The organism is Streptomyces formicae, from assembly GCF_002556545.1.
GTDB classification, from domain to species: domain Bacteria; phylum Actinomycetota; class Actinomycetes; order Streptomycetales; family Streptomycetaceae; genus Streptomyces; species Streptomyces formicae_A.
Genome location: NZ_CP022685.1, coordinates 1406655 through 1419745 on the forward strand (window position 1 = coordinate 1406655; position 13091 = coordinate 1419745).

7 protein-coding genes are annotated in these 13091 nt (G+C 73.8%); 4 read left to right on the top strand and 3 right to left on the bottom strand.

Annotated features, from left to right (window positions below; all coding sequences use genetic code 11):
* Positions 1-40 precede the first annotated feature (40 nt).
* The 4 genes from KY5_RS05705 to KY5_RS05720 all read left to right on the top strand — a co-directional run bounded on the left by KY5_RS05705 (position 41) and on the right by KY5_RS05720 (position 5948).
* Entirely contained in the window at positions 41-1126 is a 1086-nt protein-coding gene (locus tag KY5_RS05705) for an S-(hydroxymethyl)mycothiol dehydrogenase (RefSeq protein WP_098241177.1), read from the top strand.
* The gene (locus KY5_RS05710; protein WP_098241178.1) at positions 1123-3576 is read left to right on the top strand and encodes a GcvT family protein; all 2454 of its coding nucleotides are present in this window, start codon (positions 1123-1125) and stop codon (positions 3574-3576) included. Before KY5_RS05705 ends, KY5_RS05710 begins: the two co-directional genes overlap by 4 nt.
* A gap of 66 nt (positions 3577-3642) precedes the next feature.
* Positions 3643-4812, top strand: a complete 1170-nt coding sequence (solA, locus tag KY5_RS05715) for an N-methyl-L-tryptophan oxidase (RefSeq protein ID WP_098241179.1) — start codon at positions 3643-3645, stop codon at positions 4810-4812.
* Positions 4813-4823: 11 nt separating this feature from the next.
* Positions 4824-5948, top strand: a complete 1125-nt coding sequence (locus KY5_RS05720; RefSeq protein ID WP_234362622.1) for an aromatic ring-hydroxylating oxygenase subunit alpha — start codon at positions 4824-4826, stop codon at positions 5946-5948.
* Here KY5_RS05720 and KY5_RS05725 read toward each other — a convergent pair.
* The 3 genes from KY5_RS05725 to KY5_RS05735 form a co-directional block, all read right to left on the bottom strand.
* The gene (locus KY5_RS05725) at positions 5938-10554 is read right to left on the bottom strand and encodes a hypothetical protein (RefSeq protein WP_098241181.1); all 4617 of its coding nucleotides are present in this window, start codon (positions 10552-10554) and stop codon (positions 5938-5940) included. The genes KY5_RS05720 and KY5_RS05725 overlap by 11 nt on opposite strands.
* Before the next feature lie 62 nt (positions 10555-10616).
* Positions 10617-11510 (bottom strand): hypothetical protein, encoded by an 894-nt coding sequence (locus KY5_RS05730; RefSeq protein WP_098241182.1) that lies wholly within the window; start codon positions 11508-11510, stop codon positions 10617-10619.
* 46 nt (positions 11511-11556) lie between these two features.
* Positions 11557-13083, bottom strand: a complete 1527-nt coding sequence (locus tag KY5_RS05735) for a hypothetical protein (RefSeq protein ID WP_098241183.1) — start codon at positions 13081-13083, stop codon at positions 11557-11559.
* Between the last annotated feature and the right edge of the window lie 8 nt (positions 13084-13091).

Consider the following 13091-nt stretch of genomic DNA (forward strand, 5'->3'; position numbering starts at 1 on the left):
CACGCCTTCGTGCCGTGCGCAACAGCAGAGGAGCCTGGCCGTGCCACACGAGGTCCGTGCCGTCGTGGCCCTGAAGAGGGGCGCACCCGTCGAGGTGCAGACGATCGTCGTGCCAGATCCCGGACCGGGAGAGGTACTGGTATCCGTGCAGGCCTGCGGGGTCTGCCACACGGATCTGCACTACCGGGAGGGCGCGATCAACGACGACTTCCCGTTCCTGCTCGGCCATGAGGCGGCGGGCACCGTCGACGCGGTCGGCGCGGACGTCGTCGACCTCCGCCCCGGTGACTACGTGATCCTCGCCTGGCGCGCGCCCTGCGGAGCCTGCCGTTCCTGTCTGCGCGGCCGCCCCTGGTACTGCTTCGACTCGCGCAACGCCCGGCAGCCCATGACGCTCACCGACGGCACTCCGCTCAGCCCGGCCCTCGGCATCGGAGCCTTCGCCGAGAAGACGCTGGTCGCCGCGGGACAGGCGGTGAAGGTCGACCCGGCCGCCAGGCCCGAGGCCGCGGGCCTGATCGGCTGCGGCGTGATGGCCGGGTACGGGGCCGCCGTGAACACCGGCGGGGTCGGCCGAGGCGACACCGTGGCCGTCATCGGCTGCGGTGGCGTCGGCAACGCGGCGATCGCCGGGGCCTCCCTGGCCGGAGCCCGCCGCGTCATCGCCGTCGACATCGACGACGCGAAGCTCGACGGGGCGACCCGGTTCGGCGCCACCCACACGGTCAACTCGCGCGGCACCGACCCGGTGGAGGCGGTCCGCGAGCTCACCGGCGGTTTCGGGGTCGACGTCGCCATCGACGCGGTCGGCATCCCCGCGACCTACAAACAGGCCTTCTTCATGCGCGACCACGCGGGCGTGCTCGTCCAGGTCGGCGTGCCGGACCCGGAGGCGGTGATCGACCTGCCGCTGATCGACCTGTTCTCGCGCGGCGGCGCCCTCAAGTCGTCCTGGTACGGGGACTGTCTGCCGACGCGGGACTTCCCGATCCTCGTCGACCAGTACCTCACCCGCCGTCTCGACCTCGGCGGATTCGTCTCCGAGACGATCTCCCTCGACCAGGTCGAGGAGGCGTTCGCCCGCATGCACCGGGGCGAGGTGCTGCGCTCGGTGGTGGTCCTGTGAGCGGCGCGCCGCACGGGCCGCGCGTGGTCGTCATCGGCGCGGGCATCGTCGGGTGCTCCCTCGCCGACGAGCTCACCGTGCGGGGCTGGACCGACGTGACCGTACTGGAGCAGGGGCCGCTGCCCGCGCCCGGCGGTTCCACCTCGCACGCGCCGGGTCTGGTGTTCCGCACGGGGCCTTCGAAGACGCTGACCGCGTTCGCGTCGTACACCGTCGAGAAGTTCGCCTCCCTCCAGGTGGACGGGCTCCCCTGCTTCAACGCCGTCGGCGGCCTGGAGGTCGCCACGACGCCCGAGCGCTGGGCCGATCTGCACCGCAAGGCGGGCTTCGCCGCGTCCTGGGGCATCGACGACGCCGAACTGATCCCGCCCGAGCGGTGCAAGGAGCTGTGGCCGCTGATCGACGAGTCCCTGCTGTACGGCGGTCTGTACACGCCGAAGGACGGACTGGCCCGCGCCGTGCCCGCCTGTCGCGCGCAGATGGAGCGGGCACGCACGCGGGGAGCACGATTTCTCGACCGACACACCGTGACGGGCATCGAGCGGGAGGTCGGTGACGGCGGCCGCGTCACCGCCGTCGTCACCGACCGAGGCACCTTCCCCGCCGATCACGTGGTCTCGGCTGCGGGCTTCTGGGGCCCGGTGATCGGCCGGATGGCCGGGGTCGACGTCCCCTTGCTGCCGCTCGCCCACCAGTACGTGAAAACGCGGGCGCTGCCCGAGCTGGACGGCCTCAACGACCCGCGGACGGAGGCTTCGAGGCCGATCCTGCGCTTCCAGGACCGGGACCTGTACTTCCGCGAGCACGTCGACCGCATCGGCATCGGCTCGTACGCCCACCGGCCGCTGCCCGTCGACCCGTTCACGGTCCCCGCGTACGACGACTCCGTGGAGATGCCGTCCTCGTACCCCTTCACCGAGGAGGACTTCGCGCCCAGTTGGGAGGACTGCCGCCACCTGCTCCCCGCGCTGCGGGGCACGGAGGTCGAGGAGGGCTTCAACGGCGTCTTCTCCTTCACGCCCGACGGCATGCCGGTGCTCGGTGAATCGCGTGCGCTGCGCGGTTTCTGGCTGGCCGAGGCCGTGTGGGTCACGCACTCCGCGGGCGTCGCCAAGGCGGTCGCCGAGTGGATGGTCGACGGGCGGCCCTCGCTCGACGTGCACGACTGCGACCTGACGCGGTTCGAGGACGCGCAGCGCACCCCGGCGTACGTCGCCGAGCGCGGCGCACAGCAGTTCGTCGAGGTGTACGACGTCATCCATCCGACGCAGCCCCTGGAGTCGCCCAGGCCGCTGCGGGTCAGCCCCTTCCACGCGCGGCAGCAGGAACTGGGTGCCGTCTTCCTGGAGGGCGGCGGCTGGGAGCGTCCGCACTGGTACGAGGCCAACGCCCCACTGGCCGAGGGCATCGAGCTGCCCGAACGTGATGCCTGGGCGGCCCGCTACTGGTCGCCGATCGCGGCGGCCGAGGCACGTGCCACGCGCGAGCGGGTCGCTCTGTACGACATGACCCCGCTGCGCCGCCTGGAGGTCACGGGCCCCGGGGCGCTCGCCTTCCTCCAGCGCATGACCACCAACAACCTCGCCAAGCGGCCGGGGGCGGTCACCTACACCCTCCTCCTCGACGAGGCGGGCGGCATCCGCTCCGACCTGACCGTGGCCCGGCTCGCGCCCGACCGCTTCCAGGTCGGCGCCAACTCCCGCGCCGACCTGGACTGGCTCCTTCGGCACGCGCCGGGCGACGTACACATCAGCGACATCACGCCCGGCACCTGCTGCGTCGGCGTCTGGGGGCCGCTCGCCCGCGCGCTCGTGCAGCCGCTCACCCGCGACGACTTCTCGCACGAGGCGTTCGGCTACTTCAAGGCCCGGCAGACCGCCATCGGGCACGTGCCGGTGACGGCGATGCGTCTCTCGTACGTCGGTGAACTGGGCTGGGAGCTGTACACCACCGCCGATCTGGGGCTGCGTCTCTGGGACACGCTGTGGGAGGCCGGGCGCGAGCACGGCGTGATCGCGGCGGGCCGCTCCGCGTTCAACAGCCTGCGTCTGGAGAAGGGGTACCGCGCCTGGGGCCACGACATGACGGCCGAACACGACCCCTACGAAGCGGGCGTCGGCTTCGCCGTCCGCATGGAGAAAGGCGATTTCGTGGGCCGTGCCGCGCTGGAGGCGCGCGGCGCGCCCACCCGGCGGCTCACCGCGCTGCTCCTCGACGACCCGGCCGCCGTCGTCCTGGGCAAAGAGCCCGTCTCCGTAGACGGCGTTCCGGCCGGATACGTCACCAGTGCCGCTTACGGCTACACCCTGGGGCGCTGTGTCGCGTACGCCTGGCTGCCCGTCCTGGACACCGGGACCTGCGTGCACATCGAGTACTTCGGGGAGAAGGTGTCCGCGACGGTCGCGGAGGAGCCGCTGTTCGACCCGAAGATGACCCGCATCCGCCGCTAGCCGCCATCGCCGACCGCCCGCCAACTGCCGTACGCCGCAAGGCGCACGCCGTTCCGGAGGAGCACCGTGTCACCCACGTACGACGTCATCGTCATCGGTCTCGGCGGCATGGGGAGCGCCGCCGCCCACCACCTGTCCGCGCGCGGCGCCCGCGTGCTCGGCCTGGAGAGGTTCGGCCCGGTCCACCACCGCGGGTCCAGCCACGGCGGTTCGCGCATCACCCGACAGTCCTACTTCGAGGACCCCGCGTACGTACCCCTGCTGCTGCGCGCCTACGAGCTCTACGACCGACTGGAGCGGGACACCGGGCGCGAGGTCGCCACCCTCTGCGGCGGCGTGATGCTGGGCCGCCCCGAGAGCCGCACCGTGGCCGGATCGCAGCGCTCCGCCGAACAGTGGGACCTGCCCCACGAGATGCTCGACGCCAAGGAGGTCCGCCGCCGCTTCCCCACGTTGACGCCGCGCGAGGACGAGGTGGCGCTGTACGAGGCGCGGGCGGGCCTGGTCCGCCCCGAGAACACCGTGGCCGCCCACCTGCAACTGGCCACCCAGCGGGGCGCCGACCTGCACTTCGAGGAGCCCATGACGCGGTGGGAGCCCTACCGCGACGGCGTGCGCGTGCACACCGCGGAAGACACCTACACCGCGGGCCAGTTGGTGATCTGCCCGGGCGCCTGGGCGCCGGGCCTGCTGACGGACATCGGCGTGCCGTTCACCATCGAGCGGCAGGTCATGTACTGGTTCGAACCGACCGGCGGCGTGCGCCCGTTCGAGGCGGAGAACCACCCGATCTACATCTGGGAGGACGCCGACGGCGTGCAGGTCTACGGCTTCCCTGCCATCGACGGGCCCGGCCTCGGCGCGAAGGTCGCGTTCTTCCGCAAAGGCACGGTCTGCACCCCCGAGACCATCGAACGCACGGTCCACGACCACGAGGTCACCGCGATGGCCGACCAGGTGGGCCGGTTGATCCCGGCGCTCCCCGGCCGCTTCCTCAAGGCCGCGACCTGCATGTACTCCAACAGCCCCGACGAGCACTTCGTCATCGCGCGGCATCCGGCCCACCCCGGCTCCGTCACCGTCGCGGCCGGGTTCTCGGGGCACGGCTTCAAGTTCGTGCCCGTGGTCGGCGAGATCGTCGCCGACCTCGCGCTGCACGGCTACACCGATCACCCCATCGCACTCTTCGACCCCAGCCGCCTCGCCGCCGCGCCCGCTGCCGCCGCCCCCGCTTGAGGAGTACGACCGTGACCACGACCCCGGCCCCTTCGAGTCTCATCGCGACTCTGCCAGGCCGTTACTACACCGACCCGGAGATCTTCCGGCAGGAGCAGGAGCGCGTCTTCGAAGCCCTGTGGTGCTGCGCGGTGCGCGCCGCCGACCTCGACAGGCCGGGCGCGTTCCGCACCGTCACCGTCGGCAGGGAGAGCGTCCTGATCACCCGCTCGCGCACCGGCGAGCTGCGCGCCTTCCTCAACGTCTGCCGGCACCGCGGCGCCCGCCTGTGCACGGAGGAGTCAGGACAGGTCAGGCGCGCCCTGCAATGCCCGTACCACGCCTGGACGTACGGCCTGGACGGCAGGCTGATCGCGGCGCCCAACCTGGTGAAGATGCCGGACGTGGACCGTGCCGCGTACGGCCTGGTGAACGTGGCCCTGCGCGAGTGGCTCGGCTACGCCTGGGTCTGCCTGGCCGACGAACCGCCCTCCTTCAAGGAGACCGTGATCGGAGCGGCGGCCGAACGGCTCGGCGATCCGGCGTCCATCGAGCGCTACGGCACCGAGGACCTCGCGCTCGGCAAGCGCCTCACCTACGACGTGCGCGCCAACTGGAAGCTGATCGTCGAGAACTTCATGGAGTGCTACCACTGCGCGACCATCCACCCCGAACTCACCGACGTCCTGCCGGAGTTCGCGGACGGCTTCGCCGCGCAGTACTACGTCGGGCACGGTGCCGCGTTCGGCGACGAGGTGGGCGGCTTCACCGTCGACGGCAGCGCGGGCTTCGGCAGGCTGCCCGCGGTCTCCGAGGACCAGGACCGCCGCTACTACGCGGTCACCGTCAAGCCGACCGTGTTCGTCAACCTCGTCCCCGACCACGTGATCCTGCACCGCATGTTCCCGCTGGCCGAGGACCGCACGGTCGTCGAGTGCGACTGGCTGTACGCACCCGACGTCGTCGCCTCGGGGGCCGACCTGTCGAAGTCGGTGGAGCTCTTCCACCGGGTCAACGCGCAGGACTTCGCGGCCTGCGAGCGCACCCAGCCCGCGATGGCGTCACGCGCCTACCGCGCGGGCGGGGTGCTGGTGCCCACCGAGCACCACATCGGTCTGTTCCACGAGTGGCTGACCAAGCGGCTCGCTACGGAGTGACCGGGTCGGGGCGCTTGTACATCCGTGTCGCGGTGATCTCGCCGTGCACCGTCTCGCCGCCCGGGTCCTGCTGCGGCAGGCCGGGGCGCAGGTGCTCCTCGACGCTGATGTACTTCAGCCCCGCGCGCAGGTCCGCGTCGTTGCGCAACCGGATGACCAGCGGGAACTCCGCGAGCGCCGTCGTGTCGAACAGCCCTGTCGTATAGAGCAGCTGCACGCCGAGCGCGTCCGAGACGGCCCGCTGGAGCTCCAGGAGGTACGTCGCGTTGGCGCGGCCGATGGGGTTGTCGAGGAAGAGCGTGCCCGCGTGCCGGTGCTTGTCGCGGCCCCGGTCGTTGCTGCGCAGGGCGGCCATCGTGCAGTACAGGGCGATGGCCGCGGTGAGCAGCTGGCCGCCCGAGAACACGTCGCCCATCTGCCCGACGGGGACGCGCTCGGCGCGCAGCACGGCGTCCGGCTTGAGGATCTCCACGGCGATGCCGCGCGGCTCCAGGGCGGCCTGGACGCCGCGCAGCAGCAGGGACATGCCGTCGCGCCGCATGTCGGAGTTCTTCTTGACGGCGGCGCGGGTGGCCTCGTCGATGACCTCCCCGAGCCGCTCGACGAGGGTGGCCTGATCGGGCTCCTCGAAGCGGACGCGCAGGAACTCCTGGCCCGACCACTCCCCCAGGCCCTCCGGAAGCCGGGACAGGCGCTGGGCGGAGCGCAGGGTGGCGAGGGCGGACTCGACGAGCCCGCGCAGCCGGTCGACGATGCTGTCGCGGTTGCGCTCCAGCTGCTCCATCTCGTCGGTCAGGACGCGCAGCCGGGGCGCGAAGGCGTCCGCCCACTTCTTGGCGTGCTCGGGCAGCGCGGACGCGGGCAGCTCGCGGATCTGCTGGCGGGCGGGGGTGCGCACCTGCTCGTACCGGGTCGCGTTCGCGTGGCGTACGAGGATGTCGCTGGCCTCGCGGACGGCGGCCTCCGCGGCGGACAGATCGGCGGCGCAACCGCGCAGGGAGCGGCGGGCCTCGGCGGCGGAGTGCCGGGCCTCTTCGAGGGTGCCGGGGAACGCCTCGACGGCTTCCTCGGCCTCGTCGCTCTGGTGCTCGCGCAGGAGGTCCCGCAACAGCGCGGCGGTCTCGTCGAAGCCGCCCGCCGCGTCCTCCGTGGCGCGGTGGGTGTGCAGCAGCGCCGCGTGCGCTTCCTTGGCACGGCTCAACGCCTCGGTGTGCGCGGCCAGTTCACCGGTCGCGGTGCGCAGCAGCGCCTGGGCCTGCTCGGCGTCGGAGGGGATGCGGTCCTCGGGCAGCTCGGTGTGGGCCTCGCCGTCCTCGGGCGCGTGCCGCTCGGCCTCGCCGCGCAGGCGGCCGAGCTGCTCGCTCGCGGTGGCCGAGCGGGCCTCGATCAGCTGGACCTGGGCCTCCGCGCGCGCGGCGGCGGCCTGCCGGGAGGGTCCGTCGGAGCCGTCGGTGCCTTCGAGGAGCAGGGCGGCGCGGGTACGGACCTTGTTGCTGAGCCGGTCCAGTTCGGCGAGGGCGGCGCTCTCGTCGCTCTCGGCACGGGCCTGCTCGGCGCGCAGGTCGGCGCCGACACCGACCTTCTCGTAGAGCTGCGACGCCGCGCGGTAGGCCTCCCGCAGGGCGGGCAGCGACGTCTTGGCGGGCGCCTCCTCCTGCGACACGTCCTCGGGGGCGCCGGCGATCTCGGCGCGCTCGGCGCGCAGCGCACGCGCGGTGCGGCGGGCGTCGTCGGCGGCGCGCTGGGCGGCGCGGCGGTCCTCGTCGGCGGCGCGGGCGCGGTCCAGGCAGGTCTGGGCGCGAGCCTCCGACTCGACGGCGTCGTCGGCCAGTTCCCGCAGTTTGACCTGCCAGCCGGCGCGCTCACGGAGGCGGAAGGCGAGGCCCGCGAGGGCGTCGGCGGAGCGCCTCGCGCGCTGGGCGGCTTCTTGCCGCTCGTCACGCACGCGTACCGCCTCGCCCGCGGTCTCCTCCGCCTCGGCGCGGGCCGTACGGCACTCGGCGAGCTCGGCCTCGGCCTCCTCGGCGAAGGCGCGGGCCTCCTCGGCGGCGGTGGCGAGCTCCGCGAGACGGCCGCTCGGGCAGCCCGAGCGCCAGGAGGCGAGGCGCGCGGCCAGCTCCCGGTCCTTGGCGAGCCGGACGGCGAGCGCCCTGATCTCCTCGTCGCGCCCGGCGGCCCGCGCGCGCAGCGCCTGGCGTTCCTCGTCGGCGGCGTGCTCGTCGTGCATGGCCGGGTTCGGCGGTACGAGGAAGACGCCGCTGTCGGCGGCCTGTTCGCCCGGCGTGGGGGCGAGGAGGGCGGCCGCGGTGCCGACGGCGACGGCGGAGCGGGGCAGCAGCGCGGCGTCGGCGAGCGCGTCACGGGCGCGTGCGTGGGTGTCGGGGTCGGTGATGACGACGCCGTCGACGAGTTCGGGCCTGGCGGCGAGCACGCGCGCGTGGTCGGCGGGGTCGACGGCCTGGGCCAGATAGCGCCAGCCGGGCAGCGCGGGGATGCCGTGCTCGCCGAGGAACTCGACGGTGGCCAGGACGTCGGGGCCCGGCGGCAGGAGCCCGCCGTCGCCGAGGGCACCGAGGATGCGGGAGTCGTCGGCCGCCGCGGTGCGCAGGTCGAAGAGGCTGCGCTCGGCGGCCGCGACACCGTCGTCGAGGAGGGTGCGCAGCTCGTCGGCGGAGCGGTCGAGCTCCGCCACGGAGAAGGCTCCCCCGCGCTCGCCGGGCGTTCCCTGCCGGGGGCCCGGCACCGCGCCTTCGGGCTCGCCGCCCTGCAGTCCGAGCAGCTCGGCGATCCGTTCGTCGGCGGCGATGGACTCCGCGGCGCGGCGCTCCGCGTCGTAGGCGCCCTCCGCGGCGGTCGCGGCGTCCGAGGCGCGGGCCGCGGTCAGTTCGGCGCGCGCCTCGGCGGCGGCCGCCTCCTTGGCCTGCTCGGTGGCGCGGTGTGCCGCCTCACGGGCGGTGTCCCACGCGGCGACCGTGGTCTTCTCCGCGTCGCTGGCGGCGAGCGCGGCACGGGCCGGGTCGGCGTCGGGCGCGGTGTCGTCGAGCCAGCCCGCGCGCACCGCCTCCGCGGTCTCCTGCTCGACCTCGGTCAGGCGCTGGCGCAGGTGCCCGGCCTCGCTGCGGGCGCGCTGTGCCTCGGTGGCGGCCGCGGTGGCGTCGCGGTGGGCGGCCTCGCCGGTCTCCTGGAGGGCCGCGGAGCGCTCCTCCTCTTCGTTGGCGAGGTTCTCGGCGCCTTCGGCGGCCGTGTGCAGGACCCTGACCAGGTCGGAGGCGGCCTTCGCGCGGGCGGCGAGCGCGGGTGCCGCGTCGCGCTCGGCCTCGCGGATGGCGACGGCGACGCGCGCGGAGCGGTCGGCGGCTGCGCGGTGGCGCAGGACGGCCTCGGCGGCCTGCCAGGCGGAGTGCAGGGTGCGCGCCTCGACGAGCTCGCGGCGCAGGGCGGCGGCGGCCTTCTCGGCGACGGTGAGCGCCAAGGAGGCGTGCCGGTACGCCAGTTCGGCGGAGATCTGCGCGCTCTTGCCGCGGGCCTGCTCGGCGGCGGTGACGGTGTGCGCGGCGGCGGTGACCTGCTCGGCGAGCTCGGCGGCGCGGCCCCGCTCCTCGATGCCCCGGGCGGAGAGCCTGCGGGCCAGGGTGCGGGTGCGCCGTTCGGCGCCCGCGTGCACGTCACGCGCGCGTGCCCGGGTCTCGGCGGCCTCCACGATGCGGCCGAGGAGGTCGACGGAGCCCGCCGTGAAGTCCCGCTCGGCCATGAGCTCGGCGCGTCGGCCCAGCTTGTTGCCGAAGCCGTGGACGAGGTCGGCGAGGCCGTCGGTGTCACGGGTGTCCGTGACGGCGCGCAGCAGCAGGTCGGTGAAGTCGGAGTCCTTCTTGACCGCGAAGAGGCCTGCGGCCTCGCCCTCGTCGGCGTTCATCTCCCGCTGATAGCGGAAGAGTTCGGGGTCCAGGCCCAGGTCGCCGAGGTGTTCGTTCCAGCGGTCGTGGATCTCTTCCCAGTGCACTTCGAGGTGGGGGTACGCCTTGACCGCCTCGGTGATGGCGTCCCGGAACCCCTTCATGGTGCGCCGCCGCCCCTGCGCGCCGGACGCGCCCTCCGCCGAGGGCCGTACGGAGGTGGACTCGGCGACCGGCAGCGAGTCCAGGCTCATGCCGGGTCCGGGCCGGAAGGAGTACCAGGCCTCGGCGAACTTCCGCGGGTCGTTGGAGACCTGACGGCCGCGCCACTCGCTGACCTTGCCGACGACGACGCACTCGCCGGTGAGGGTGTGCTGCCACTCCAGGGCGACGTGGCCGCAGTCGTCGGCGAGCAGGAACTTGCGCAGCACGCCGGAGCTGGCGCCGCCCAGGGTGTTGCGGTGGCCGGGCAGCATCACCGAGAAGATCAGCTTGAGCAGGACGGACTTGCCGCCGCCGTTCTCCAGGAAGAGCACGCCCGCGGGCGCCGGGCGGCGCGGCGGGCCGACCGGCTCGTCCTCGAAGAACTCCGCCTGGGTGGGCGCGGGGTCGGGCACCTCGGCGCCCACTCCGCGCAGGTCGAGCACGGTGTCGGCGTAGCGCGCACCGGCCGGACCGATGGAGTAGAGGCGGACCCGGGACAGCTCGTACATGGCGGCGGACTCTCGTCGTAAGTCGGGCTAAGCGGCAGGAAGGAGGGGTGAGGCGGGGGGCTTCAGGAGTGGAAGGGCAGGCCCGCGTCGGCGGCCAGCTCCAGGTCGTCGGGGTCTTCGGGGGGCAGCAGGGTCGCCGAGCCGTCGGTGACCGGCACGACGCCCAGGTCGAGCAGCTCGGCCATGGCCGCGCCGCCCGCCATGTCGCGCACCTGGAGCTGATAGCGGGCCGTGGTGCGGTACGTCCCTCCGGAGTCGTCGCCCGTGCGCTGCAGGAACCCGGAGTCGGTGAGGAACGCGACGGCCTTGCCGACGATGCCGGTGGTCGAACCCGCGAGCCTGCGGGCGTCCTTGGTGGCGCCGGTGGAGCTGCGCCGGGCCCAGATCCGCCAGGCGGCTTCGAGCCCCGGCGCGTCGGTGGCCGGGTCGGTGTTCTCGCCCTGCTCCTCGGCGCGCTCCTCCAGGCGGTGGCAGGCCTGGCGGACGAACGCGTCGACTCCGTTGACCGTGACGCGGCCGATGTACCCGTCGTCGGCGAGGTCCTCGGGGCGCGGGAAGGCCATGGCGGCGACGGCGAGGTGCGCGAGGCCGTGCAGGAAGCGGTCGGTGGAGTCGGCGGCGGTGCGGCGCGCGTAGTCGCCCATGCGGACGGCGAAGACGGAGTCCTCCGCGGCGGTCACGGCCATGCCCGCGCGCGGGGACACCTCCAGGACGACGAGCCCGAGCCCGGCGGCGACGGCGTCGGCGAGCCGCGCGAAGGGCGGGTCCTCGCGGTAGCGGCGGAGCAGTTCGCCGTACTCCTGGTCGCGGGCGGGCTGGAGCTTGGGCTGCAGTCCGAAGGCGACGAGCCGGGCGGCGTCGGCGGCGTCGGCCGGGGTGACGGGCGCGGTGGCGGCGGGTGCCGCCGTGGACTCCGGCTCGCCCCACGCGGCGTGCTCTGCGGGGTGGTCGGTCACGGCGTGTGCTCCTTGCTGGGGTGGTGCGTCAAGGGGTGGGACATGGTCACGCCGCCTCCGTCCGGTCGGCCGCCATGCCGACGGCGTCCAGGAGGGCCGTGCCGACGATGAGGTCGGCGCCGCCGAACTCCTGGTCGTCGAGCGGGGTGCCGTCGTCCACGGCGAAGAGCAGCTTCTCCTCGCCCTGGCGGTAGGCGGTGCCGACCGGCGGGCTGGCCGCGTGCACCGCGAGGAGGGCGACGAGATAGGGCAGTTCGGGGTCGCGGAGGCGGGCGTCCGCGAGCAGTCCCGACAGGCGGCGCGGCGCGTCGGCGGGCAGGTCGAGCAGCTCCATGGCGCTCGCGAGCTGCTCCTCGGTGAAGCGGCTGTCGTCCGGGGTGGCGATCAGGTCGGGCTCGGGCATCTCGGCGCCGAGGTGCTCGCGCTCCACCGGGGGCGTGAGCAGTATGTCGACGAGATCGCCGACCCGGACGGACACGGGGGTGCGCAGGCCGGTGCCGCGCGCGAAGAAGGCGTCCGTCACGCGGATCGCCTGCTCGGCGGGGAGCGGCAGGATCGGTGCGACGAGCTGGCCGTAGAGGTCGAGGCCCGCGCGCGCGGAGGGCGTGGCGAACGCCTGGCGGTCCTGCTCGGCGCGGAACAGCGGGCCCGCTTCGAGGAGGCGGGACTGCAGTTGGGTGTGGCGGCGGATGCAGTCCTTGACGATGTCGACCAGCTCGGCGGCGCGCCGCTTGTGCTCGGGGTCCTCGGACTCGTCGCGGGCCTTGCGGATGTTGGTGAGGATCGCGTTCTCGTGGCGGTACCGGTCGGCCACGTGGTCCAGGGCCTCGGCGATCATGTCGGGGACGGCCTGGAGCCAGTCCACCGCGCGCACGTTGCGCCGGGTCGCGTCGAGGGCCTTGCGCAGCGTTTCCGAATACTGCACGGTGCGGTAGCGGGCCTGCTCGGCGGCGAGCTGGGCGTCGGCCAGCCTGCCGCGGCTGATCAGCACTTCCAGCTTCACCTCGGCGGCGATCTGCGCGCTGGTGACGTCGGTGTCGAGGGCGCCCACCAGGACGTTGACCGCCTCGTCGGTCGTGCGCAGGTAGACGCCTCCCCCGTACCCGGCGACCTCTTCGAGGAGCTTGAAGTCGTAGTCCCTGCGGACATAGGTCCCATCAGGGGCGAAGGTGCCGTACACCGCGCGGAAGCCGCGGTCCACGGAGCCGACGTTGATCAGGTTCTCCAGGACCCAGCGGGCCACGCGCTCGTGCTCCGCGGCCGGGCGCCGGGGGGCCTGGGCGGCGACGCGCGGGAGCAGCCTGGCGACGATCTGCTCGTGGTCGGCGCCGGTGTCGAAGTCCATGTTGAGCGTGACGAGGTCGATGGCGGACAGGGCCACCTCGGCCATCGCGTACACCGAGTACTCACCGGCGAGGTTGGCCTTGCGCACGTCGAGGTCGTGCAGCGGAGCCGTGCAGGCGAGGGCGCGCAGGCGGCGCGCCAGGCCCTCGTCGGCGGCCGGGCCCAGAGCGGGCCGCGGCCCCGCGCTGAGCTGGGGCGGAGCGGTGTCCGTAACGGCAGGCGAAGTCACGGTGCACA